This window comes from Kitasatospora sp. NPDC059747 (genome assembly GCF_042732955.1).
Lineage (GTDB): Bacteria > Actinomycetota > Actinomycetes > Streptomycetales > Streptomycetaceae > Kitasatospora.
This window is the reverse complement of the sequence record NZ_JBHWGV010000078.1, coordinates 21,236-45,228: the sequence shown is the minus strand read 5'-3', so window position 1 is coordinate 45,228 and position 23,993 is coordinate 21,236. Positions and strand designations below refer to the sequence as shown.

General features: G+C 74.2%; 19 protein-coding genes. 15 read left to right on the top strand and 4 right to left on the bottom strand.

Annotated features, from left to right (window positions below):
• Positions 1-426 precede the first annotated feature (426 nt).
• On the bottom strand, positions 427-2,880 hold the full coding sequence (locus ACFV4G_RS29095; protein WP_380445088.1) for a SulP family inorganic anion transporter: 2,454 nt from the start codon (positions 2,878-2,880) through the stop codon (positions 427-429).
• Between the two features lie 440 nt (positions 2,881-3,320).
• Positions 3,321-4,328 (bottom strand): ATP-binding protein, encoded by a 1,008-nt coding sequence (locus ACFV4G_RS29090; protein ID WP_380445087.1) that lies wholly within the window; start codon positions 4,326-4,328, stop codon positions 3,321-3,323.
• 233 nt (positions 4,329-4,561) lie between these two features.
• Between ACFV4G_RS29090 and ACFV4G_RS29085 the strand changes: the two genes are divergently transcribed.
• Entirely contained in the window at positions 4,562-5,452 is an 891-nt protein-coding gene (locus ACFV4G_RS29085; RefSeq protein ID WP_380445086.1) for an oxidoreductase, read from the top strand.
• A 431-nt stretch (positions 5,453-5,883) separates the two neighbouring features.
• On the opposite strand, the gene ACFV4G_RS29080 is transcribed toward ACFV4G_RS29085, so the two are convergent.
• A complete protein-coding gene (locus ACFV4G_RS29080; RefSeq protein ID WP_380445085.1) occupies positions 5,884-6,783 on the bottom strand; it encodes an HAD family hydrolase in 900 nt (299 codons plus the stop codon).
• 713 nt (positions 6,784-7,496) lie between these two features.
• On the opposite strand from ACFV4G_RS29080, the gene ssd reads away from it, so the two are divergent.
• The 7 genes from ssd to ACFV4G_RS29045 all read left to right on the top strand — a co-directional run bounded on the left by ssd (position 7,497) and on the right by ACFV4G_RS29045 (position 13,270).
• The gene (gene ssd, locus ACFV4G_RS29075; RefSeq protein ID WP_380445084.1) at positions 7,497-8,621 is read left to right on the top strand and encodes a septum site-determining protein Ssd; all 1,125 of its coding nucleotides are present in this window, start codon (positions 7,497-7,499) and stop codon (positions 8,619-8,621) included.
• Complete coding sequence (locus ACFV4G_RS29070) at positions 8,621-10,000, top strand: TadA family conjugal transfer-associated ATPase (protein WP_380445083.1); 1,380 nt, start codon at positions 8,621-8,623, stop codon at positions 9,998-10,000. The genes ssd and ACFV4G_RS29070 overlap by 1 nt, the downstream gene beginning before the upstream one ends.
• Before the next feature lie 159 nt (positions 10,001-10,159).
• The gene (locus tag ACFV4G_RS29065; protein ID WP_380445082.1) at positions 10,160-11,284 is read left to right on the top strand and encodes a type II secretion system F family protein; all 1,125 of its coding nucleotides are present in this window, start codon (positions 10,160-10,162) and stop codon (positions 11,282-11,284) included.
• Between the two features lie 170 nt (positions 11,285-11,454).
• Complete coding sequence (locus tag ACFV4G_RS29060) at positions 11,455-12,048, top strand: type II secretion system F family protein (protein ID WP_380445081.1); 594 nt, start codon at positions 11,455-11,457, stop codon at positions 12,046-12,048.
• A 106-nt stretch (positions 12,049-12,154) separates the two neighbouring features.
• Positions 12,155-12,427, top strand: coding sequence for a DUF4244 domain-containing protein (locus tag ACFV4G_RS29055; protein ID WP_380445080.1), 273 nt, complete (start codon positions 12,155-12,157; stop codon positions 12,425-12,427).
• Entirely contained in the window at positions 12,417-12,818 is a 402-nt protein-coding gene (locus ACFV4G_RS29050; RefSeq protein WP_380445079.1) for a TadE family type IV pilus minor pilin, read from the top strand. Before ACFV4G_RS29055 ends, ACFV4G_RS29050 begins: the two co-directional genes overlap by 11 nt.
• On the top strand, positions 12,806-13,270 hold the full coding sequence (locus ACFV4G_RS29045; protein WP_380445078.1) for an Rv3654c family TadE-like protein: 465 nt from the start codon (positions 12,806-12,808) through the stop codon (positions 13,268-13,270). Before ACFV4G_RS29050 ends, ACFV4G_RS29045 begins: the two co-directional genes overlap by 13 nt.
• Here ACFV4G_RS29045 and ACFV4G_RS29040 read toward each other — a convergent pair.
• The gene (locus tag ACFV4G_RS29040) at positions 13,265-15,622 is read right to left on the bottom strand and encodes a DEAD/DEAH box helicase (protein ID WP_380445077.1); all 2,358 of its coding nucleotides are present in this window, start codon (positions 15,620-15,622) and stop codon (positions 13,265-13,267) included. The two genes, ACFV4G_RS29045 and ACFV4G_RS29040, sit on opposite strands and share 6 nt — an antisense overlap.
• A 223-nt stretch (positions 15,623-15,845) precedes the next feature.
• Here ACFV4G_RS29040 and bldG point away from each other — a divergent pair, with 223 nt between their 5' ends.
• From bldG to topA, 7 genes are all read left to right on the top strand, one after another.
• Entirely contained in the window at positions 15,846-16,187 is a 342-nt protein-coding gene (gene bldG, locus ACFV4G_RS29035; RefSeq protein ID WP_049659132.1) for an anti-sigma factor antagonist BldG, read from the top strand.
• A gap of 158 nt (positions 16,188-16,345) precedes the next feature.
• Positions 16,346-16,765 carry an ATP-binding protein gene (locus tag ACFV4G_RS29030; protein ID WP_380445076.1) on the top strand — a complete coding sequence of 140 codons (420 nt, stop codon included), beginning with the start codon at positions 16,346-16,348 and terminating at the stop codon, positions 16,763-16,765.
• 240 nt (positions 16,766-17,005) lie between these two features.
• A complete protein-coding gene (locus ACFV4G_RS29025; RefSeq protein WP_380445075.1) occupies positions 17,006-17,374 on the top strand; it encodes a cyclophilin-like fold protein in 369 nt (122 codons plus the stop codon).
• A gap of 187 nt (positions 17,375-17,561) precedes the next feature.
• Positions 17,562-18,335, top strand: a complete 774-nt coding sequence (locus tag ACFV4G_RS29020) for a hypothetical protein (RefSeq protein ID WP_380445074.1) — start codon at positions 17,562-17,564, stop codon at positions 18,333-18,335.
• A gap of 81 nt (positions 18,336-18,416) precedes the next feature.
• Positions 18,417-19,949, top strand: a complete 1,533-nt coding sequence (locus ACFV4G_RS29015) for a methyltransferase (protein WP_380445073.1) — start codon at positions 18,417-18,419, stop codon at positions 19,947-19,949.
• Positions 19,950-20,164: 215 nt separating this feature from the next.
• Positions 20,165-20,623, top strand: a complete 459-nt coding sequence (locus tag ACFV4G_RS29010) for a DUF3592 domain-containing protein (RefSeq protein ID WP_380445072.1) — start codon at positions 20,165-20,167, stop codon at positions 20,621-20,623.
• A gap of 367 nt (positions 20,624-20,990) precedes the next feature.
• Positions 20,991-23,870 (top strand): type I DNA topoisomerase, encoded by a 2,880-nt coding sequence (gene topA, locus ACFV4G_RS29005; RefSeq protein WP_380445071.1) that lies wholly within the window; start codon positions 20,991-20,993, stop codon positions 23,868-23,870.
• Positions 23,871-23,993 lie beyond the last annotated feature (123 nt).

Sequence of the window (23,993 nt, the reverse complement as noted above, 5' to 3'; positions counted from 1 at the left end):
CGGCCGCGGTGACGTTGGCCGCTGCGGCGAGCTCTGCCGGGGGAGCGAAACGACGCTCCTCCTTGAGCAGGTTGGCCAGGCTCTCGTTGCTCAACACGCACTCCTCATCGAGTCATGATCTGGGACGATCCCGTGCGTGGGGATTGTCCCGTGTGTCCCAGCGCACAGCTCACCAGGCGAAGAGCCCACTTGACAAGAGGCACCCGGGAATTGGTGTAGACCTTTGACCGAGAGTCGAACGGACGTCGTCGTGGAGGGGCGGCCTGCGGACCCCCGCGGTGGCCGCCGGGCCGGCCGTCCCGGCGGCCACCGGGAAGGTCGGCCCGACCGTCGAGCGGCACCACCGCAGAAGCCGCGGAGGTCGCAGGAGGTCGGAGGGGGTGGGCCCGTGCCCCGGCCCGCTCGGCGGGGACACGGGCCCGGCTCTCAGGCGGCCAGACGGGGATCCCCCTCACTGCCGGCGGCGGACACCCGGTCCGGGATTCCAATCACTCCTTCGGGCGGGCACACCGCCGGTGCGCCCGGTGCCGCGCCGGCGAGCGCCTCGGCCGGCCCTGCTTCGGCGGGCCTTGCTCCGGCGGGCCCTGCCTCGGCCGGACGAGCCTGGACCGGGCTGAAGGTGCCGGCCTCGCGGTCGAGCACGTACGCCTGGGCGGTCGCGAAGTCGAAGTACATCCCGACCAGGCGCAGGGTGCCCTCCTCGACCCGGCGCTCCACCGCCGGGTTCGCCAGCAGCTGGTCCAGCTGCTGGACGACATTGGTGATGCAGAGCTGCTCGGCGAGGTCCACCACCGGCCGGTCGGCGAACTCGGCGGGGGCCCGCCGGAGCCGGTCGAGCGAGCCGCGGCCGTTGCGCAGCCAGCGGGTCAGCGGGGTCGGTGTGCCCGGGCGCTCGTGGACGCCGTCCAGCAGGGCCTTCATCGCCCCGCAGCCGGAGTGGCCGCAGACGGTGATCGAGCGCACCTCCAGCGCCTCGACGGCGTACTGCACCGCGGCGGCCACCGAGTCGTCGGCCGCGCCGGGCTCGAACGGCGCCGGCACGAGGTTCCCGACGTTGCGGACGGTGAAGAGGTCTCCCGGGCCGCTGTTGGTGATCATGCTGGTGACCATCCGGGAGTCCGCGCAGGTCAGGAAGAGCTGGGAGGGCGTCTGGCCCTCCCGGGCCAGCCGGGCGAGCTCGGGCCGGATCAGCGGGGCGGTGTGCTGCTGGAACACCCGGACGCCGTCGAGCAGCCGGCCGTGCGGGTCCTCCTGCCGCTCGATGCAGTGGTGGCCCACCCAGGGCGTCCAGGCCCGGCAGCGGTGCGGACCCGGGGAGCTGCCGGCGCGGACCGTCCCGTCGGGGTCGAGCACCTCGTCGTCCTGGCGCCGCGTCACCATCGAGACCCGTCCGCCCGCGGCCTGGTGCCCGGAGCGCCAGCTGTGCAGCGTCTCGTACGCGGCGTGGTCCAGGAAGGAGCCGTCGTGGACCACCGTCACGTCGGCGTCGGTGGGGATCCCGGCCAGTGCCCGGCTCAGCCGGGGCACGGCGGTGAAGGTGAGCGGGCCGTGCGTCTGGACCGTCACCGAGCCGTCGGGGCCGGCCAGCACGTCCACATGGGCGCGGGTGAGCCGGTAGAGCGCGAGCAGGACGGCGGTGGCGGCGCCGAGCGTCACGCCCCACAGCACGCCGAACACCACGACGCCCAGCCCGGTGGTGAGGTAGACCGGGAACTCGCGGTGCCGGTGGACCTTGCGGATGTGCGCGAAGCTCATCATCTGCAGTCCGACGACCAGCACCAGCGCACCCAGTGCGGCCAGCGGGATCCGGCGCAGCCCGCCGGTCAGCGCCACGGCGGCCGCGAGCACCCAGACGCCGTGCAGGACCGAGGCCCACCTGCTCTGCCCGCCCGCGCGCACGTTGGCGGTGCTGCGGACCGCGCCCCCGGCGATCGGGAGTCCGCCGACCAGGCCGCTGACGACGTTGGCGACGCCCTGGCCGCGCAGTTCGCGGTCGAGGTCGCCGGTGCGGCGGGACATCCGGTCGATCGCGACGGCGGAGAGCAGCGACTCGACGCTCGCGACCGCGGTGACGGTGAGGACGGCGGCGACCACGCCGGCGAGCGGCCCGTGCGGGAGCGCGGGGACGAACGAGTGCGGTTGCCAGGAGGGGAGTTCGATGTGGGCGAGCGGCAGGTTCGTCGCGGTGGCGAGCGCCGTGGCGGCGGCGATGGCGGCCAGCGGTCCGGGCACCCTGGCCAGCTTCGCGCCCAACTCGCCGGCGCGGCCCGGGATTCGGCCGAGCCGCGGCCAGCCGAGCAGGACGGCCACGGTCACCGACCCGATCAGCACGGCGGGCGGGTGCGGACCAGCCAACTGCCCCGGCAGCGCCAGGATGTTGGCGATCGCGGAGCTCTGCGGGGAGCCGCCGAGCACGACGTGCAGCTGGGCGATCGCGATGGCGAGCCCGACCCCGGCGAGCATGCCGTGCACGATGGCGGGCGAGACGGCGAGCGCCGTCCGGGCCACCCGGCGTGCGCCGAGGAGGAGTTGGAGCAGCCCGGCCGCGAGCGTGATGGCGCAGGTGGCCCGCCAGCCGTACTGGGCGATCAGCCCGGCGGTGATCACGGTCAGCGCGGCCGAGGGTCCGCTGACCTGGAGGGGCGTGCCCCCGAGCAGCCCGACGACGATGCCGCCGACGGCGGCCGCGGCGAGGCCCGCGGTGAGCGGGGCCCCGGTCGCGAGCGCGATGCCGAGGGAGAACGGCACGGCGATCAGGAAGACCACCAGAGAGGCCGAGAGGTCCTGCATCCACCGGACGCGGGGGCCGGATCCCGGACCCGGCGGCGCGTGGTCGGTCGTGTCGGAGGCGATGGGGGCGCTGGAGATGTCGAGGGTCATTGTCTTCCCGTCTGTCCGGGGGAACGAACGCAGTCAGGTCCGGCGGCGAGTCCGGTCGTGGGGCTCCGGGGCGGATCGGCTGTCGTGGGTCGCGACGGTGTGGCGGGATGGTGCGGGCGCGGCGGGGAGTGCGGGTGTCACCGGCCGGACCTCGACCATCGGGGCCCGCCAGGGGCCTCGGCGAGGAGCGGGAGGCCTCGCAGAGGGCCGTCGGGACGGACCATCAAGACTCGGTAAACCGAGGGTAATGAAAGCTTTGCACGCGGTCACCCGTGGCGGAAGGGGAAAAGCCCCTGATTCACCCCATTGGGTGGTGTTCGAACCGCCGCAAATCTGCTGGTGGGCACCCCGGACACGTCGAACGGGCCGTGCCCTTCCCCGGGCTGGGGGAGGGCACGGCCCGTTCCGGTGCCGTGCGGCGGCTCGGTCCGGCCGGTTCGTCAGGCGGGCGCGCCGGCCGTGGCGGGCCGCCCGCCGTCGTGGGCGAACTCGCCGAGCACGAAACCGTGGTCGACCTGGGTCGCGAGGTCGACGCCCACCTTGGCGCTGGCCCAGCTCTCCGCGTTCCGCAGGTGGAAGAGGACGGCCTGGTCGGTGTAGCGTCGCGCGTCGCGCCGCTCGTGGGCGGCGTCGACCTCGGTCAGCAACTGCTCCAGCACGGCCCGGTTGGCCGGCTCCAGGGTCCTCAGTGGCGGCTCGCCGCCCTGCTCCAGGCGCCGCACCCAGTCCGAGTGCCCGAAGGTCGTGAGCAGGTCGTCGCCGACCTCGCGGCGCAGGAACGCCAGGTCGTCCGGGCCCTGCACCTTGTTGCCGATCACCCGCAGGTGCACGCCGAAGTCGCGGGCGTAGTCCTTGTACTGGCGGTAGACCGAGACGCCCTTGCGGGTCGGCTCGGCGACCAGGAAGGTCAGGTCGAAGCGGGTGAACAGGCCGGAGGCGAAGGAGTCGGAGCCCGCCGTCATGTCGGTGACGAGGTACTCGTCGCGGCCGTCCACCAGGTGGTTGAGCAGCAGCTCGACCGCGCCGACCTTGGAGTGGTAGCAGGCCACCCCGAGGTCCTCCTCGGTGAAGGCGCCGGTCGCGAGCAGCCGCACCGAGCCCTCGTCCAGGGCGATCGGCCGCGCGCAGGCGGCGTAGACCGGGTTCTCCTCGACGATGCGCAGCAGGCGCGAACCCCGACCGGGCGGCGTGGTTTTGATCATCTCGTCCGCCGAGCCGATCAACGGGTTGCCGCCGCGCAGGTACTCCTTGATCTCCGGCAGGTGCGCGCCGAGCGAGGGCAGTGCGGCGGCCTGGTCGTCCGTCAGTCCCAGGGCGGGGCCCAGGTGCTGGTTGATGTCGGCGTCGACGGCGATCACCGGCCGGCCCGTGGCGGCCAGGTGGCGGATGAACAGCGCGGACAGCGTCGTCTTGCCGCTGCCGCCCTTTCCGACGAAGGCGATCTTCATCTGGGGACTCCGGCTCTCGCTCGGGGGCTCTCGCTCCGGGGGTTCCGCCCCCGGGCCTCGCCCTGGGAGCTCAACTGGCGCCGGGACGTAACTGGAAATCGTTATCGTCTCCGATAGTGGCCATGCTAGCCGGGGTTTGGGCGTCCCCGCGGACGGGAAGTGAGGATTGCCTCTAACGGGTGATGCGGGGTTGCTGTTCCGGGAGGGGCGGCCGGTTCATTACTCTCGGGTAGGTGAGCACTGGAACAGATCCCCTCGCCCCGCTGGCCCAGCTCCCCGGGGTGCCCGACGCGGTGGCCGAGGTGCGCAAGGCCGTCGACCGCCTCTACGGCCACCGGGTGATGCGCCGCCGCGCGGCCGAGGTCACCTCCGAGTCCGCGCTGCGCGGGGCCCGCGCCTCCGCGGCGCTGGCCGGGGCTGACTGGCCGCTGGAGGAGGTCCGGCGCCGCAGCGACTTCGGCGCGGACGACGGGGCCCGTACGGTCGGCGCCGCCCTGCGGATCGCCGCCGAGGCCGGCCAGCTGCTCAGCATCTGGCGGCACTCGCCGCTCCAGGTGCTGGCCCGGCTGCACCTGCTCGCGGTCGGCGACGCCGACCCGTCCGCGGGTCGTCCGCGGCGTGCGGGCGAGACGGCGGAGGAGCTGTTCCCGCTCGACCTGGAGCCGGTGGAGAGCGTCGAGGCGGTCGTGGTGGACGCCCCGCTGCCGGTGCTGCCGCCCGCGCCCGCGGCCGAGGAGGTCGCCGCGCGCCTCGACCAGCTCTCGCGCCTCCTGGTCGCGCGGGCGGAGGGGCAGGGCGTCGGGACGCCGGCCCTCGTGGTCGCGTCGGTGGTCCACGGGGAACTGCTCGCGCTGCGTCCGTTCGGCGCCCACAACGGGGTGATCGCGCGGGCCGCCCAGCGGATCGTGCTGATCGCCGAGGGCCTCGACCCGAAGTCGATCTGCCCGGCCGAGGTCGGCCTCGCCGAGCTCGGGACGGACGCCTACCGGCGGGCGCTGGCCGGCTACCTGTCCGGGACGGCGGAGGGCATGGGGGCCTGGATCGCGCACTGCGGCCGGGCGTTGCGGCTCGGCGTGCGGGAGAGCACGGCGGTCTGCGAGGCGATGCAGCGCGGAATGGTCTGACCGAACGGTCTCGTCCGGACGCCGGAGCGGTCTTGTCCGGACGCGGAGATGCGGCGGCACCCGAACCTGCCGGGTGCCGCCGCTGGTACAAGTGCCGGGTGACCAAGCATGCACCGGAAGTGCCGATCAGACGGGGATCCTGCCCGTTCGTCTGGTCCGGCGGCCCGACAGCGGGTCGGCTGCATGTGGGTGCTCGGCTACGTGTACGCGCGGTCCGTGGGGCCTGAACTGCGTTGTCGGTTTGACCTCTTCGGTCCTGACCGGGTCTCGCGGGCCGTGTTTCCTTTGTATCGCGTTTCGGGCGAAAGGGGAACCCGAAACGAGAAGTCTGCGGCAATTGCCCGTTTTGTCCCAAACGCGGAGAGTTGCCGGCTTCGAATCGGGCCCGGAACCGTTCCGGAGCCGCTCCCGAACGGCTCCGGGCCCGGGCGTCAGGCGGTCGGCCGCCGGCGCCGGGCCAGGTACCAGATCACGCCGGCGGTCAGCACGGCCGTCCCGACCGCCACGGCGGTGAGCACCGAGCCGCTCGGGGCGGAGAACTCCGGGAGCCGCCGCCGCAGTTCCACCGGCTTGTCGAAGACCAGCACCGGCCACTCCCGGGCCGCCGCCTCCTTCCGCAGCGCGCGGTCCGGGTTGACGGCGGACGGGTGGCCGACGGCCTCCAGCAGCGGCAGGTCGGTGGAGGAGTCGCTGTAGGCGTAGGACTGGGTCAGGTCGTAGCCCTCGGTCCCGGCCAACTCCCGGATGGCGGAGGCCTTGTTCTCGGCGTAGGCGTAGTACTCGATCTCGCCGGTGTAGCAGCCGTCCTCGATCTTCAGCCGGGTGGCGATCACGTGGTCCGCGCCGAGCAGGGCGCCGATCGGCTCGACCACCTCGGAGCCCGAGCTGCTGACGATCACCACGTCCCGGCCGGCCGCGTGGTGCTGCTCGATCAGCGAGGCGGCCTCGTCGTAGATGATCGGGTCGATCAGGTTGTGCAGCGTCTCGGCGACGATCTCGCGGACCTGCTGCACGTTCCAGCCCCGGATGAGCGACGAGAGGTACTCGCGCATCTTCTCCATCTGGTCGTGGTCCGCGCCGCCGACGAGGAACACGAACTGGGCGTACGCGCTGCGCAGTACGGCCCGACGGTTGATCAGGCCGCCCTGGTAGAAGGGTCGGCTGAAGGCCAGTGCGCTCGACTTGGCGATGATGGTCTTGTCCAGGTCGAAGAAGGCCGCCGTGCGGGTGCCGCCCGGCCGGGGGTGCGCGGGGGCGGGAGCGTCGGCGGGCCCGGTGGCGCCGCCCGCGGAGTGGTCGGCGCGGTCGTCGGCGTTCTCGGTGGTGTCCACGGGAACCGAGGATAGAGGGAGCTGCAAAAACACCCCGCCATTCGGCGTACTCGCGGGCGTGCGGGTTTGTGTTTCTGGCCTCTCGGGTACACCATGGAAGTCACGGATCGTTCGCGACCGTGCTAACCCGGTCCGGCTCCTCCCCCCCGAGTCGGGCTGTGGATAGACGACCCCCGCTCTCCCCCCCGGCGGGGGTCGTCGCACGTCCGGGGCCATTTTCAGGGCTTGAAGGCCCTTCACGGCGAGTGTGCCCGGCCGACCGCCCGCGGTGTACAGGGGGTGTCGGCAGCGGGGCCCGCCCACCATCTTTCGTCACTCTGCGTCGCCATTTGCTCATGCCTGCCGATGGCCACTTGCCGCCCCCGTCGCGGCGGTCCGGGATGCCGGACGGCTCCGTGAGAGGAGTCCGACGAGGTCGCGCGGTAAGTGCGACCGGAGTCCCCGGTTCATCTCCGTGATCCCGGTTCGTCAATTCTTGGCTCATTAGCCCCCCGCCCGGGTGAACGCATTTATCCACAGGCGCCGAGTTGTCCACAGGGATTCGGAAGCCCGATGACGGAATCCCGATCAGCCCCCACCGTGAGGTTCGGCGGCGGTCGCCGGGGCCTCCCTCAGGGCCTCTCCCGGGCCCTCCCGGGCGGCCGTCCGTCCCAACCGTCGGACGTGCGTCGTCGGCCGTGAACAGCGGTCGACGGCGCGGAGGGGAGAGCACCATGTCGACGCCGATCACCGGCCACACCACCGTCGAGGGGCCCGGAGCCACCGGGCCGCTGGTCCTCACCGAGGACGAGCGCCTCGCCGAGCACCTGGTGCGGCTCTGCGCGGCCGCGGGCACCGAGCCGCAGCTGATCCGGGGCGCCCCGCCGCCGCGCGGGCTCTGGGAGAGTTCCTCGCTGGTCCTGGTCGGGGACGACCAGGTGGCCCATTGCGCCGGGCTGCCCCGGCGTGCCGGGGTCCTGCTGCTGGGGCTGGACCTGGACGACCCGGAGGTATGGGTCAGAGCCGTCCAACTCGGCGCCGAGCACGTGCTGTTCCTCCCCGATGCCGAGGCCTGGCTGCTCGACCGGATCGCCGACGCGGCCGAGGGCGTCGGGCCCCCGGCGCTCACCGTCGCCGTGCTCGGCGGCCGCGGCGGCGCCGGGGCCTCCACCCTGGCGTGCGCCCTCGCGGTCACCGCGGCGCGGTCCGGCCGGCGGACGATGCTGATCGACGGGGATCCGTTGGGCGGGGGCCTGGACATCCTGCTGGGCGGAGAGACGGCCCGCGGGCTGCGCTGGCCCGATCTGGCCGGCTCGCGCGGCCGGGTCAGCGGGACCGAGCTGGCCCGGGCGCTGCCGGCGCTCAAACGGCCGTCCAGACTGTCCTGCCTGTCGTGGGACCGCGGCGACACGCTGGCCGTGCCGCCCGAGGCCATGCGCAGCGTCCTGGCGGCCTCCAGACGGCGCGGCGGGCTCGTCGTGGTCGACGTGGCGCGCCACCTCGACGCGGCGGCCGGGCAGGCGCTGGAGCAGTCGGACCTGGCGCTGCTGGTGGTCCCGGCCGAACTGCGGGCGGTGGCCGCCGCCGACCGGGTCGCGGCGGCGGTCCGGATGCGACTCGGGGACGTCCGGGCGGTGGTGCGCCCGCTGCGGGCGCGCGGCCTCCCGGCCGGGCGGATCGCCCGCGGGCTGCGGTTGGAGCTCGCGGGAGAGCTGGAGCGGGAGCCCGGGCTGGTCGAGGACGTCGAGAAGGGCGTGCCGCCCGGGACGCGGGACAACGGCCCGCTCGCGCGCTTCTGCGCGACCTTCCTGGACGAAGTGCTGCCGCCGGTGCCGGCGGTCGGAGGAGGTGTGTACTGATGGTCCGTCTGCGCAGAACGGGGATCGGGTCCGGCTCGGGTGGCACCGGCGCTTCCGCCGGAGCCGGCGGGATGGGCGGCTCGCCCGGCCGGGGCGGCGGTGCGCGGGAGCACCGGCTGCTCCGGAGCGTCCCGCCACCCGACGGGCCACCGGAACAGTCCCGTCCGTGCCCCTACGGGCGGACGGCCCGGGAGGAGCGGACTGCGGCGCTGCTGGACGCGGTCCGGCTGCGGCTGGCCGAGTCGGGCGCCGCCCCGACGGAGGGATCCGTCGCCGCCGCGCTGCGGGCCACCCGGCCGCCGCTCGGCGGGGACGAGGTCCTGGACACCGTGCGCTCCCTGCGCGCCGAACTGGTGGGTGCGGGCCCGCTGGACCGGCTGCTGGCGGCGCCCGACGTCACGGACGTCCTGGTGAACGGGCCGGGGGAGGTGTGGGTCGACCGTGGCGGCGGCCTGCACCGCGCCACCGGGGTCCGCTTCGCCGACGCCGAGGCGGTCAGGCGGCTGGCGCACCGGCTGGCCACCGCGGCGGGGCGGCGGCTGGACGACGCCCGTCCCTGGGTGGACGCCCGGCTCCCGGACGGCACCAGGCTGCACGCCGTGCTGCCGCCGATCGCGGCCGGCTGCACGCACATCTCGCTGCGGGTCTGCCGGCCCCGGCCGTTCACGCTCGCCGAGCTGGTGGCGGGCGGGACGCTGCCACCCGAGGGCGCCGGCCTGCTGGCCGGCATCGTGCGGGCGCGGCTGTCGCTCCTGGTCTCCGGCGGCACGGGGACGGGCAAGACCACGCTCCTCGCGGCCCTGCTCGGCCTCGTCGGCCCGGACGAGCGGATCGTGGTCGCCGAGGACTCCGCCGAATTGCGACCGGCCCATCCGCACGTGGTCCGGCTGCAGAGCAGACCGCCCAACCAGGAGGGGCTCGGCGAGCTCACCCTCAGGGACCTCGTCCGGCAGGCGCTGCGGATGCGGCCCGACCGCCTGGTCATCGGCGAGGTGCGCGGGGCCGAGGTGTCGGACCTGCTGGCCGCGCTGAACACCGGCCACGAGGGCGGCTGCGGGACGGTCCACGCCAACACGGCGGCGGACGTGCCGGTGCGGCTGGAGGCGCTGGGCTCGCTCGCCGGGCTCGACCGGCCGTCGCTGCACAGCCAATTGCGCGCCGCACTCGACCTGGTGGTGCACCTGGTCCGGGAGCCGGGCTCGGGGCGGCGCCGGGTGGCCGAGATCCACACGCTGGCGGGCGACCGCGAGGGCCTGGCCGTGACCATCCCGGCGGTGGAGTTCACGGCGGAGGGCCGAATGGCCCCGAAGGCGGGCTGGGAGCGACTGCTCGGGTTGCTGGCGGCGCGCGGCGTCACGCTCTCGGCGGGTCCGCCGTGACAGGGCTCGCGGGGGCGAGCGCGCGAGCGGCGGAACTCGGCTTCGTCCTGCTGCTGAGCGTGCTCTCGGTGGGTGCCCTCGCGCTGCTGGGGGACTGGGGCCGGAAAGGCCGATGACGTGGACGACGTGGACGACGTTGATGACAAGGAGGTTCACGAGATGATCGACGGTCAGATTTCGTTGTGGTGGGCCGCTGCGCTGTGCGTGGTCGCGCTCGGCGGGTGGCACGTGGTGCAGCAGCAGCTGCCGGGCGGGCGGCGTTCCAGGCTGGTGCTGGCGGGCGCCGGGCCGCCGGTGCCTCCCATGAGGCCGGTGGGTGCACTCGGGCCGCCGCAGTGGCTGGTTCCCGAACTGCTGCTCCTCCCGGTGGGATTGGCGGCCGGGTACGTGACAGCCTCGCCGGTGCCGGTGCTCGTCGGTGCCCTCGCCGTGGTGCCGCTCCGGAGGTGGCGTCTGCGGCGGGCCGTGGCGGCGCGGGCAAGGTGCCGGGCAGCCGGTGTGATCGAGCTCTGCGCCGGGCTGGCAGGGGAGTTGCGCAGCGGGTCGACACCGGAGCAGGCGCTCCACGTGGTGACGGCGCGCACCGCGGCCGACCCGGATGCCCTGCGCAGGCTGGGCGAGGAGCCGGTGGCGCGGCTGGCGGCCGGCCGCTACGGGGGCGACGTTCCCGCTGCGCTGCACCTGCTCGCCGAACTGCCGGGCGGGAGCGGGGCGGCGGCGATCGCGGCCTGTTGGCGGGTGGCGTCCGACGGGGGCGCGGGGCTGGCCGCCGCGCTGGACCGGGTCGCGGAGGCGCTGCGCGGCGAGCAGGCCCTGGCCGAGGAGATCGCCGGTGAACTGACGGGGCCTCGAACGACGATCGCTGTCCTGGCGATGTTGCCGGCGGCCGGGCTGCTACTGGGCACTGCGATGGGGGCGAGGCCGGTGGACGTCCTCCTGCACACGTCTGCCGGGCTCGGCTGCCTCGCGGTGGGTGCCGTGCTGGAGGGGCTGGGCGTGGCCTGGACGGCTCGGATCGTGCGGGCGGCGGCTCGGGGCGGCTTGGAGGGCCCCGCAGGCCCGGGGCGCGGCGCTGCTGTTCCGGGCTCGTGGGCGCCGTGGGCGCCGAGGACCGGGAGGGCGGGCGCCCGGGCCCTGAAGGCCGCCACACGCCGCTCCGGGCGAGTACGTGGCGAGTGGGGAGTCCGGGGCGTCGGGCGGGCGTTGAGCGGCCTGCCACGCCGCCGGGCCTGGCGCAGGCCGGTGAGCAGCAGGAGCGCCAGGGCAGAGGCGGTGGCCGGGTGATGTGGGGTGTGGCGGTCCTGATGGCCGCTGTGGCGGCGGGAGTTGTGCCGGGGCGCCGGTGGGTGAGGCGGCGCCGAGCCTCGGTCAGGCTCTTCGGTCGGGTTCCCGCGGCGCGGTCGGCGCCGTTGGCGCGGGAGGCGGGTGGGGCCGGGGTGCTCCGGCGGTCGGTGATGGCGGCACTGGCGGGCGCTGGAGCGGCTCTGGTGCTCGGCGGTGGCCTCGGGCTGCTGCTGGGGGTGGTACTGGCGGTGGGCGCCTACCAGGCGCTTGCACGAGCGCGGTCACCGGCCGATCGGCGGACCGAGCTGACGGAGGAGTTGCTCACCCGGCAACTCCCGCTGAGCGCCGAGCTGCTGGCGGCCTGCCTCGGCTCGGCTGCCTCGCCTTCCGTGGCGGTCATGGCGGTCGGGCGGAGCGTGGACGCTCCGATGGGACCCCGGTTGGTGGCGATCGGGGCCGAACTGGCCCTGGGCGCACCGCCGGAGCTGTGCTGGGACCGGCTGGGCGACCAGCACCCCTCGCTGGCACCGCTGGTCCGCTGCATGGTCCGTACGAGCCTCGGGGGCTCCCCGGTGGCCGGGTCCCTGATCGGACTCGCCCACGCACGGCGGACGGCTGCGGGTAGGGCGGCCCACGCCCGGGTCCGCAGGGCGGGGGTCCTGGCCACCGCGCCGCTCGGGCTCTGCTTCCTTCCGGCGTTCGTGCTGATCGGTGTCGTGCCGGTCGTCGTGGGGCTGACCAGCCGGTTCGCACTTGCGGTGTGAGGGGCCCCGGCAGCCCCGCCGAATCCACCGAATCCACTGAGTCCGCCGAATCCATCGCACGCATCGCAACGCATCGCGTGCAACCGAAACCGATGAGGAGAAAACCATGGCTGTTGTGATCGCGCCCAGGCTCGTGAACGCCCTTCCGGCCCGGCCGTTGCCGGGCGTGTGGAGGCGCCGGGGACGCTGGACCGCGCGCCGGGTCCGGCGGGTGGTTCGGGCCAGGGGCCGCTCGGACGCCGGGATGACCACGGCGGAGTACGCGGTCGGCACGCTGGGCGCGTGCGCGTTCGCGGCCGGGCTCTACAAGGTGGTGACCAGCGCGACCGTCACCGGGGCGCTGACCGATCTGCTGGAGCGGGCGCTCCATGCGACGTAGCGGGTGTCGGCGCGGCAGGGCACGCGGTGACGCGGGGTTCGTGACGGCGGAGACGGCGGTGGCCATGCCGGCGTTGGTCCTGCTCGCGGCCTTGCTGATCTGGGGCGTGCTCGCCGCGGCGGCCCAGATCCGGTGCGTGGACGCGGCCCGGGTCGGCGCCCGGGCCGCGGCCCGCGGGGAGACCGACGCCGTTGTGGTCGCCCGTGAGGCGGCCCCGCCCGGGGCACAGGTCGAGGTCGCCCTGGCGGCCGACACCGTGCGGGTCACGGTGGACGCGCCCTGCGGCGCGCCCGGCAGGCTCGGAGGCCTGCTCTCGGTGCGGCTGAGCGCCGTCGCGGTGGCGGCGCGGGAGGACACGTTGGTGGGAGGAGGAACGGCATGGCCGTCCTGACCCGCCGGCTGGTGCCGGCGATCGTGGGCGCGCGGTCCCGGGTCGCTGCGGCGCGCGGGCTCGGCGGGGCTGCGGACACCGGCTCGGCGACGGTCTGGCTGGTGGCCTTCGCGATGCTCGGCTGCTCGGTGTTCGCGGCGACGATGGCGGTCGGTGCGGTCGTCGCCGCCCGGCACCGGGCCGAGGCGGCGGCCGATCTCGCGGCCCTCGCGGCGGCGGACCGGCTCTTGCTGGACCCGGACGGCGGGTGCGGTCGGGCGGCCGGGATCGTCGCCGCGCAGGGCGCGGGCCTGGTGTCCTGCGTGCTGGACCGGGACGACGACGCCGTCGAGGTGGTGGCCGAGGTGCCCGTCGCGGGGCTGCCGGTGCGGCTTTCGGTCGGTCCGGCGCGAGCGCGGGCCCGCGCCGGACCGATCCGGGCCGCGGTCACCCCGGTGGAGGAGGGTTCATGAGTCCGTGTCGGTGGGGGCGGGAGCCCCGTCCGCCGCCTTCGGGGCGCCGGCCAGCAGGACGTCCAGGAGCCGGACGGCCGCGGTCTTGTCCAGCGGGTCGTTCCCGTTGCCGCACTTGGGCGACTGCACGCAGGACGGGCAGCCGCGCTCGCACTCGCAGGCGGCGATCGCCTCGCGGGTGGCCGTCAGCCACTGGACGGCCCGCTGGAAACCGCGTTCGGCGAAGCCGGCCCCGCCCGGGTGGCCGTCGTAGACGAAGACGGTGGGCAGCTCGGTGTCGGGGTGCAGCGGGACGGAGACGCCGCCGATGTCCCAGCGGTCGCAGGTGGCGAACAGCGGCAGCAGTCCGATCGAGGCGTGCTCGGCGGCGTGGGCGGCGCCGGGCAGCCGGTCGAGCGGGATGTCCGCGTCGAGCAGCTGGTCCTCGGTGACGGACCACCAGACCGCCCGGGTGCGCAGTGTGCGGGGCGGCAGGTCGAGCTTGCTCTCGCCCATGATCTCCCCGGTGGAGATCCGCTTCCGGAGGTAGCCGATCACCTGGTTGACCACCTCCACCGAACCGAAGCTGAGCCGGCCCTCGCCCCAGCGGACGGTGGTGTCGGTGTCGAGCACGGAGATGGAGGTGATGTCCCGGGCAGCCGTGGTGTACGGCGGGTCGGCCGCGTCGACCAGGGCGACGGAGTTCTCCAGGTCGAGCTCGCGGACCAGGAACGTGCGCCCCTGGTGCAGGTGGACGGCACCGGTGTGGACGGTCGTGTGGGAGGCGGAGGCGTCCACCGTGCCGAGCAGCCGGCCGGTGGCGGCCTCGACGATCTGCACCGGGCTGCCGCCGCTGCCGCGCAGGTCGACGGCGTCGGCCGCGCGTTCGCGGCGGGTCCAGTACCAGGAGCCGTCGCTGCGCCGGCGCAGCAGGCCGCGGCGTTCCAGGACGGGCAGCAGGGGTGCGGTGGAGGGGCCGAACAGCTCCAGGTCGGCGTCGGTGAGCGGGAGTTCGGCTGCGGCCGCGCACAGGTGCGGGGCGAGGACGTGCGGGTTGTCGGGGTCGAGCACGGTGGCCTCGACAGGCGCCGCGAACAGCGCCTCGGGGTGGTGCACCAGGTAGGTGTCCAGCGGGTCGTCCCGGGCGATCAGGACGGCGAGCGCGCCCTGGGCCTCGCGGCCGGCCCGGCCCGCCTGCTGCCACAGCGAGGCCCGGGTGCCGGGGTATCCGGCCATCAGGACGGCGTCGAGGCCGGAGACGTCGACGCCCAGTTCGAGAGCGGAGGTGGAGGCGAGGCCGAGGAGCCGACCACTGTGCAGGGCACGTTCCAGGGCCCGGCGTTCGTCGGCGAGGTAGCCGCCGCGGTAGGCGGCCACCCGCTCGGCGAGCGGTCGGCCGAGCTGGTCCTGGGCCTGCAGGGCGACGAGTTCGGCGGCCCGCCGGGAGCGGACGAACACGACGGTGCGGGTCTGCTGCTCGACGAGGTCGGTGAGCAGGTAGGCCGCCTCGGCGGTGGCGGTGCGGCGGACGGGTGCGCCGTGCTCGCCGACGTTCTCGGTCAGCGGCGGCTCCCAGAGGCCGAAGACCATCGGTCCGCGCGGCGAGGCGTCATCGGTGACGGCGACGGCGGGCAGGCCGGTCAGCCGCCCCGCGGTGGCGGCCGGGTCGGCGGTGGTGGCGGAGGCGAGCAGGAAGGTGGGTGACGAACCGTAGCGGGCGCAGATGCGGCGCAGCCGCCGCAGCACCTGGGCGACGTGCGAGCCGAACACGCCCCGGTAGCTGTGGCACTCGTCGACGACCACGTAGCGCAGCACCTTGAAAAATGAAGACCAGCGGGCATGGGCGGGCAGGATGCCCCGGTGCAGCATGTCCGGGTTGGTGAGCACGTAGGAGGCGTACTGGCGGACCCACTCGCGCTCCTCGGGCGGGGTGTCGCCGTCGTAGAGGGCGGCCCGGACCCGGGGCGGCGCGAGTTCGGCGGCGCGGCGGCGCTGGTCGGCGGCGAGCGCCTTGGTCGGGGCGAGGTAGAGGGCGGTCGCGCCGCGGCCGTTGCGGGCCTCGGTGCCGTCCAGCAGATCGCTCAGGACCGGGGCCAGGTAGCCGAGCGACTTGCCCGAGGCGGTGCCTGTGGCGATCACCACAGTCTGGCCGGTTTTGGCCAGGTTCATGGCTTCCGCCTGGTGCGCCCAGGGCTGTTCCACGCCGACGGCGCGCGCGGCGGCCGTGATCTCGGCGCGGATCGAGTCCGGCCAAGGCGCATAACGCGCAGGTCGGGCGGGAAGGTGCTCCGTATGGGTGAGCCGGTCGGACCGCCCCCTGGTGGTGGACAGGGTCGTGAGCAGTGCCTCGGGCAGGCTGTGTCGGGGCGGCATGGGGACCCAGTGTGTCACCGGCGTGACGGAGAATCGTCGTAAGCCATCGTGCGGGCATGGTCGCAGGTGGTTGAATGTGGCCGTGACGGCCGTATGGCCGTGGGTCGCAGCGCCGAGGCTTGCCACGCGTTGGCTGGGCGCGCCCGGGGCTCGCGACCATGCGGTGGCGGCCGTCCGGCCGAGGAACGCACATGACGTAGCAAGGCAAGGTGCTGGAGGTTCCGTGGACCTGTCCCTGTCGACCCGTTCAGTCGGCGATCGCACGGTCGTCGAGGTTGGCGGCGAGATCGATGTGTACACCGCCCCGAAGCTGCGGGAGCAGCTGGTCGAGCTCGTCAACGACGGCAAGTACCACCTCGTCGTCGACATGGAGGGCGTGGACTTCCTCGACTCGACCGGTCTGGGCGTACTGGTGGGCGGTCTGAAGCGGGTGCGTGCCCACGAGGGCTCGCTGCGCCTGGTCTGCAACCAGGAGCGCATCCTGAAGATCTTCCGCATCACCGGCCTGACCAAGGTCTTCCCGATCCACACCTCGGTGGACGACGCGGTCAACGCGACCGACTGATGCGGCCGGGCCGGTCCTGGTGGCCGGCCCGCCCGATCCACGCGGTCGGGACGGTCGGGGCGCCTCGCCCCGGTCGTCCCCGGCCGCACCGGGGCCGGTTCGGCCGGCCCGCAGGGGCCGCGGCGTCGGCCCCGGTCGGAGCACCCCGAGGGGGAGAGATGGCAACCGTCGAACTTCGATTCAGCGCGCTTCCCGAGCACGTCCGCACGGCCCGACTGGTCGCCGCGGCAGTCGCCAGACGGGCCGGCGTCGACGAGTCGGTGCTCGACGAGGTACGGCTCGCGGTCGGTGAGGCGTGCTCCCGCGCGGTCGGGCTGCACCAGCGCGGCGGCATCGGCGGCACCGTCAGGGTCGCGCTGACCGATCAGGAGAAGCGTTTCCTCATCGAGGTCGAGGACGAGGCGGGCCCGTCCGCCGTTCCGGCCTCCGGCGCGGCCGAGGGCGGCGATCCGGACGAGGACACCCTGGGCCTGGCGGTGATCACCGGCCTGGTCGAGGACCTGGAGGTCACCAACGGCACGGACGGTGGCCTGATCCGGATGAGCTGGCCGGTTTCGGTCGACGCCCTCGCGGTCTGAGGACCTGGGGGACTGGACGGTCTCCGGCTTCGCCGGGCGGACCCCTGAGCCTGCGTGGCCGCAGTGCCGTGACGTCGCAGTGCCGTGACGCCGCAGCCCCGTGACGCCGTGCGTCCATTCCTCGGGATCCCGTTGACAAACTGTTGAATCCGGCGGTTCGCTGCTTCCGGCACGACCGGGTCCGATCGACGATCGACCATCCACGATCGACGATCGGACCTGTCGCGGAAGAGGACGACCATGCGGATACGCATTCTGTGGCCGGCCGGTCAGGCGACCGCCACCCTGCGGGCCACCCCCACCGCCGAGGCGCTCTGGGCCGAGCTGCCGATCGGCTCCTCGGCCAGCACCTGGGGCGAGGAGGTCTACTTCGGGACGCCGGTCAGCGTGCTGCGGGAGGACGACGCCGAACAGGTCGTCGAGCCGGGCACGGTGGCGTTCTGGACGGACGGCGACAGCCTCGCCCTGCCGTACGGGCCGACGCCGATCTCGCGTGGCGACGAGTGCCGGCTGGCCAGTGCCTGCAACATCCTCGGCGCGCTGGACGGCGACGCCCAGGTGCTGCGGACGGTCCGGCCGGGGGACCCGATCCGCGTCGAGCGCGCCTGAGTTCGGGCCGGTACGTACCGAGTCAGGGCCGGGTACGTACCGGCTTCGGGCTGAGCGAGGCCCGGGGCGTGCCCGGGGCGGGCCTTCGTCGGGCCCGAACCCGGCCAGGACGGCCGGGAACCGGGGAGCGGATCGGCGGCGTGTAGGTTCGACGACCGAAGACGACCGAACCGAAAGGCTTCTCCCGGTGAACAAGCGACTGCTGGCCGTACCCGCCCTCGGCGTGCTGCTCGCGTTCGGAGCCGTCGGCTGCGGCGACGACAACAGCAAGCAGCTGGAGTCCTGGGCGTCGAACGTCTGCGGCGCGGCCAAGGACCCGATCGCCCAGGCCCAGACCGCGCTCGCCGACACCGGCCAGGTGAAGACCGGCGAGGCCCCGGCCGACCTGCAGAAGCGGCTCTCCGCCGACGTCGGGCGTCTCGCCAAGACCAACCAGGACATCGCGAAGGCGATCGACGCGGCGGGGGCGCCGAAGGTCGACGACGGCGCCAACCTGCAGAAGGACACCGTCGCCGAGCTGAACAAGGCGGCCGACGGCTACCTGGACGTCCAGAAGAAGCTGGACGCGCTGTCCAGCGCCGACCAGTCCAAGTTCGCGGACGGGCTGCGCAGCGTCGCCGACCAGGTGCAGCAGCTGGCCACGCTGTCCACCCAGGCGCAGGGCAAACTCCAGCGCGGCGACCTCGGTGCGGCCATGGCCAAGCAGGACGGCTGCAAGCCCTCCGCGGCCACCGCCGCCCCGAGCGCCGGGTCGGCCACCCCCGCCCCGAGCGGCGGCGGCGGCACGGCCCCGGCGACGGCTCCGGGCACCGCCGCACCGACCGACGGCGCGACCGGCGCCCCCTCCGCCGCGCCCGGCGGCACCCCGGCCCCGTCCGCGACGGGCAGCGCCGGCCCGGCGGCCACGCCCGCCACCACGCCGGCCGCCGCCCCGTCCGCGCCCGCGCCCAGCGCGAGCTGACCCGCCGCACGCCCGAGGCACACCCGTCGCGCCCGGCCCGGGCACGGCGGGTGCGCCCGCGGCCCGGGGGACAATGGCGGGGTGATCAGTAGCCCCGTTCTCGACCCCACCCGCCTCGCCAAGCTGCGCGAGGCGCTGCTCGCCGCCTCGTTCACCGCCGACGGCTGCCTCGACCTGCTCGGGCCCACCGGCTACGCGGCGCTGGCCCGCAGCGAGGCGGTCCCGGCGCTGCGCGCGACCCGCGGCGACGGCCCGCTGGAGACGCTGGTCCGGCTGTTCCTGCTCCAGCAGCCGGTGCCCTACAAGGCGGCCGCGGCCGCGCTGCCGGTCGAGGACTGCCTCGCGGACGGCTGGCTGCGCCCGGACGGCGACCTGGTGCGTGCCACCGTGGACGTCCGCCCCTACGCCAACGAGGTCGCCGGGCTGCCCAGTTCGGACGCCTGGGTGGTCTCCGACCTGGGCTGCGCGGTGGGCGGCGCGGGCGGCATCGGCTCCGGCGAGACGGCGCACGGCGTGGCCCGCAGGGACCTGGTGCTCGGGGTCGGCGGCGCCTCCACGACGCTGGCCAACATCACCGTGCGTCGGCCCGTCCGCGCCGCGCTGGACCTCGGTTCGGGCTCCGGCGTGCAGGCGCTGCACGCGGCCCGGCACGCCCAGAAGGTGACCGCCACCGACCTCAACCCGCGCGCGCTGCGCTTCTCCGAGCTGACCCTGGCGCTGTCCGGTTTCGACAACACCGAGGCCGCCGCCGGGAGCCTCTTCGAGCCGGTCGGGGAGCGGAAGTTCGACCTGATCGTCTCCAACCCGCCGTTCGTGATCTCGCCGGCCGGCCGGTTCACCTACCGCGACGGCGGCATGGCCGGCGACGACCTGTGCCGCACCCTGGTCCGTTCCGCGGCTGCCCACCTGGAGCCGGGCGGCTACTGCCAGTTGCTGGCCAATTGGCAGCACGTCAAGGGCGAGGACTGGCACGAGCGGCTGGCCGGCTGGGTCGCGGGCACCGGGCTGGACGCCTGGATCGTCCAGCGCGAGGTCCAGGACGTCGCCCAGTACGCCGAGTTGTGGCTGCGCGACGGCGGCGACCACCGCGGTCCGGGCGGCGACTACCAGGCCCGTTACGGCGAGTGGCTGGACGCGTTCGAGGCGGGCCGGGTCGAGGGCATCGGCATGGGCTGGATCACCCTGCGGGCGAGCGGCGCCGAGCGTCCGACGGTCCGGGTGGAGGAGTGGCCGCACCCGGTGGAGCAACCGCTCGGTCCGCACATCGAGGAGTGGTTCGACCGGCAGGACTTCCTGCGCTCGCACGACGACGCGGGCCTGCTCGCGGCCCGGTACGTGCTGGCCGACGAGGTCGTCCAGGAGCAGGTCGGCGCGCCCGGCGCGGAGGACCCGGAGCACGTGATCCTGCGTCACAACCGCGGCATGCGGCGGGCCACCAAGGTGGACACCGTCGGTGCGGGCTTCGTCGGCGTCTGCGACGGGACGCTGTCGGCGGGCGAGATCGTGGACGCCATCGCCCAGTTGCTCGGCGAGGACCGGGTCGTCCTGCGGGACCGCGTGCCGGAGTCGCTGCGGCTGCTGACCGAGCAGGGCTTCATCCGCCCCGTCGCCTGAGCCGAAGCCCCGGCGCCCCACTGCCCGAACGGGACGGGCACCCGCCTGCCAGGACGGGACGGGCGCCTGCCTCCCGGACCGGGCGGGCGCCCGGTTCACCTCCCGGTAGCCCCCGGTTCGTCCGTCGGCCTCCCGGCGGCCGTCCCGCGTTGGCCGCCCGCTGCGAGGCTCTGTCCACAGGCTGTGGACAGAGCTGGGGAGCCGGGGGGCGAGGGGTGGACAGGACGACGGCGGTCGTGGGCGGGCTGGTGCTCGCCCTGTTCGGTGGCGCGCTGCTGCTCTGGTGCGCCGCCGAAGTGCGCCTTCGCCACCGGGTCCGCCGCCGGGGGGTGCCGGCCGAGGCCGTCGTGGTCGCCGAGGACGACGCGCGCGGCGAGCTCGACAGCGCGCCGCTGCTCGCCTTCTCGGCGCTGCCGTCGGTCGGCGGCCCCGGAGCGGGGCGGTGCGCCGAGCGGGTGCTCGCCCGTCCGCGCGGCCACACGCCGCTGCGCCGTCCCGTCCGCTTCGCCCCCGGCACGTCCGTCCGGATCTGTTACGACCCGCGCCGCCCGGACCGGGTCGTGCTGGCGGCGGGGGAGATCAGCCGCCCGGCGGTGGCGGACCTGCTGTGGAGCGCGCTCGGCACCTGCTGCCTGGCGGCCGGGGCGGGCCTGCTGGCGGCCGTCGTCGGCTGAATCCGCAGGGCCGGGGCCGGTTCGGTCGGCCGCCCCGGCGGACCGAACCATCCGGAGCCCCGCGCTCCGCGGATACTCCGTTGACAGATCTTGAAATCCGTCATTCCATCCTCCGGAACCCGCCGATGCCCCCCTCCACGGGGCGCGATGCTCCATCATCGGGTTACCGTTCGAGTGGCGTCGGTGGGCCTGGCAAGTGAAAACGCGGGATCCGTCCGTTTGACAAGGGTGGCCGGGGTACGGTCACACTCCGCTGGTGGGGTCGTCGTTCAGCGGCAGCCCCGGGACGGTGGAGGGGTCGGGCGGAGCGCAGCCCGTGCTGCCGGCGCCGACCAGCTCACATAACGACCGGGAGAGAAGAGCGAAGGTGTCCCCGAGCAGCGAGACCGCGCACGGACAGCGACTCGTCATTGTCGAGTCGCCGGCCAAGGCGAAGACGATCAAGGGCTACCTTGGCCCCGGCTACATCGTCGAGGCGAGCGTCGGGCACATCCGCGACCTGCCCAGCACCGCGGCCGAGGTGCCGGACAAGTACACCGGCGAGGTGCGCCGCCTCGGGGTGGACGTGGACCACGACTTCGCTCCCATCTACGTGGTCAACGCGGACAAGAAGTCCCAGGTCAGCAAGTTGAAGTCGCTGCTCGCGGAGTCCGACGAGCTCTTCCTCGCCACCGATGAGGACCGCGAGGGCGAGGCCATCGCGTGGCACCTCCAGCAGGTCCTGAAGCCCAAGGTGCCGGTGCACCGCATGGTGTTCCACGAGATCACCAAGACCGCGATCCAGGAGGCGGTGGCCAACCCGCGCGAGCTGAACCAGCGCCTGGTCGACGCCCAGGAGACCCGTCGCATCCTCGACCGCCTCTACGGCTTCGAGGTCTCGCCGGTGCTGTGGAAGAAGGTCATGCCGAAGCTCTCGGCCGGCCGCGTGCAGTCCGTCGCGACCCGCCTGGTGGTCGAGCGCGAGCGCGAGCGGATGGCCTTCCGCAGCGCGTCCTACTGGGACCTCGTCGGCACCTTCAGCACCGGCCGCACCCCGGCCGACGCGGCCAACCCGGAGACCTTCGGCGCCCGGCTGTCGAGCGTCGACGGCAAGCGGATCGCCAGCGGCCGCGACTTCGGTTCGGACGGCCGGCTGAAGGCCGGCAGCACCAACACGCTCCACCTGGACGAGCAGGCCGCCCGCCAGCTGGTCGTCGCCCTGGAGCGGACCTCGTTCGGCGTCCGCAGCGTCGAGTCCAAGCCCTACCGCCGCTCGCCGTACGCGCCGTTCCGCACCACCACGCTCCAGCAGGAGGCCAGCCGCAAGCTGGGCTTCGGCGCCAAGCGGACCATGCAGGTGGCCCAGAAGCTGTACGAGAACGGCTTCATCACCTATATGCGCACCGACTCGACCACGCTGTCGGACACCGCGATCTCCGCCGCCCGCGCCCAGGTCACCCAGCTGTACGGCGCCGACTACCTGCCGGACGCCCCGCGCACCTACGCCAGCAAGGTCAAGAACGCCCAGGAGGCGCACGAGGCCGTCCGCCCCTCCGGCGACCGCTTCCGCACCCCGGCCGAGACCGGCCTGAGCGGCGACGACTTCCGGCTGTACGAGCTGATCTGGATGCGCACCGTCGCCTCCCAGATGAAGGACGCGGTCGGCCAGTCCGTCACCGTCCGGGTCGGCGGCACCTCCGCCGACGGCCGGGACGTCGAGTTCTCCGCCTCCGGCAAGATCATCACCTTCCACGGCTTCCTCAAGGCCTACGTCGAGGGCGCGGACGACCCGAACGCCGAGCTCGACGACCGCGAGCGCAGGCTGCCGCAGGTCGTCCAGGGCGACCCGCTGGCCGCCGAGCAGCTCACCTCCGAGGGCCACGCGACCAAGCCGCCGGCGCGCTACACCGAGGCCTCGCTGGTCAAGGAGCTGGAGGACCGGGAGATCGGCCGCCCCTCCACGTACGCGTCGATCATCGACACGATCATCCAGCGCCGGTACGTCTTCAAGAAGGGGACGGCGCTGGTCCCCTCCTTCCTCTCCTTCGCCGTGGTCAACCTGCTGGAGAAGCACTTCGGCCGACTGGTCGACTACGACTTCACCGCGAAGATGGAGGACGACCTCGACCGGATCGCCGCCGGTGAGGCGCAGTCCGTGCCGTGGCTGAAGCGCTTCTACTTCGGCGAGGGCGAGGGCGTCGAGACCGGGCGCGCCGCCGACGCCGGCAACGGCGACGGCGACCACCTGGGCGGCCTGAAGGAGCTCGTCACCGACCTCGGTGCGATCGACGCCCGCGAGATCAGCTCGTTCCGGATCAGCGACGACATCACGCTGCGCGTCGGCCGCTACGGCCCGTACGTCGAGCGCGCCTCCGCCGTCGAGGGCGAGCCCGGCCAGCGCGCCGACATCCCGGACGACCTGCCGCCGGACGAGCTCACCGTCGAGCTGGCCGAGGAGCTGCTGGCCAAGCCCAGCGGTGACTTCGAGCTCGGCCAGGACCCCGTCAGCGGCAACATGCTGGTCGCCAAGGACGGCCGCTACGGCCCGTACGTGACCGAGATCCTGCCCGAGGGCACGCCGAAGACCGGCAAGAACGCGGTCAAGCCGCGCACCGCCTCGCTGTTCCAGACGATGTCGCTGGACACCGTCACCCTGGAGGACGCGCTGCGGCTGCTCTCGCTGCCGCGCGTGGTCGGGGCGGACGCCGAGGGCGTCGAGATCACCGCGCAGAACGGCCGCTACGGCCCGTACCTCAAGCGCGGCACCGACTCGCGCTCGCTCACGAGCGAGGACCAGCTCTTCACGATCACCCTCGACGAGGCGCTGGCGATCTACGCGCAGCCCAAGCAGCGCGGCCGGGCCGCCGCGGCCCCGCCGCTGCGCGAGCTCGGCACCGACCCGGTCAGCGAGCGCCCGGTCGTGGTCAAGGACGGCCGCTTCGGACCGTACGTGACGGACGGCGAGACCAACGCCACGCTGCGCAAGGACGACGACGTCGCCTCGATCACGCCGGAGCGCGGCTACGAGCTCCTCGCCGAGAAGCGGGCGCGCGGGCCGGTGAAGAAGACCGCGAAGAAGGCCCCGGCGAAGAAGGCGACCGCCACCAAGACGGCGGCCAAGAAGACCACCACGGCCGCCGCCAAGAAGACGGCCGCGAAGAAGACGGCGGCCAAGACCACCACGGCCGCGGCGAAGAAGACGGCGGCGAAGAAGACCACCGCGAGCAAGACCACCGCGAGCAAGGCCACGGCCACCGACGAGGGCTGATCCTCCGACGGCGGCTCCCGGGCCCGTGCCCCCTTCACCGGGGGTGCGGGCCCGAGGCGTGTCCGGGGAAGGTCGTGTGGGCCGTTCGGGGGAGGGGGCCGGGACCGTTCGCGGAGGGGGCGT

Coding starts and splice junctions, on each gene's coding strand:
- ACFV4G_RS29095 (WP_380445088.1), bottom strand. CDS start 2,880: ATGACCCTCGACATCTCCAGCGCCCCCATCGCCTCCGACACGACCGAC.
- ACFV4G_RS29090 (WP_380445087.1), bottom strand. CDS start 4,328: ATGAAGATCGCCTTCGTCGGAAAGGGCGGCAGCGGCAAGACGACGCTG.
- ssd (WP_380445084.1), top strand. CDS start 7,497: ATGTCGACGCCGATCACCGGCCACACCACCGTCGAGGGGCCCGGAGCC.
- ACFV4G_RS29070 (WP_380445083.1), top strand. CDS start 8,621: ATGGTCCGTCTGCGCAGAACGGGGATCGGGTCCGGCTCGGGTGGCACC.
- ACFV4G_RS29065 (WP_380445082.1), top strand. CDS start 10,160: ATGATCGACGGTCAGATTTCGTTGTGGTGGGCCGCTGCGCTGTGCGTG.
- ACFV4G_RS29060 (WP_380445081.1), top strand. CDS start 11,455: ATGGCGGCACTGGCGGGCGCTGGAGCGGCTCTGGTGCTCGGCGGTGGC.
- ACFV4G_RS29055 (WP_380445080.1), top strand. CDS start 12,155: ATGGCTGTTGTGATCGCGCCCAGGCTCGTGAACGCCCTTCCGGCCCGG.
- ACFV4G_RS29050 (WP_380445079.1), top strand. CDS start 12,417: ATGCGACGTAGCGGGTGTCGGCGCGGCAGGGCACGCGGTGACGCGGGG.
- ACFV4G_RS29045 (WP_380445078.1), top strand. CDS start 12,806: ATGGCCGTCCTGACCCGCCGGCTGGTGCCGGCGATCGTGGGCGCGCGG.
- ACFV4G_RS29040 (WP_380445077.1), bottom strand. CDS start 15,622: ATGCCGCCCCGACACAGCCTGCCCGAGGCACTGCTCACGACCCTGTCC.
- ACFV4G_RS29030 (WP_380445076.1), top strand. CDS start 16,346: ATGGCAACCGTCGAACTTCGATTCAGCGCGCTTCCCGAGCACGTCCGC.
- ACFV4G_RS29025 (WP_380445075.1), top strand. CDS start 17,006: ATGCGGATACGCATTCTGTGGCCGGCCGGTCAGGCGACCGCCACCCTG.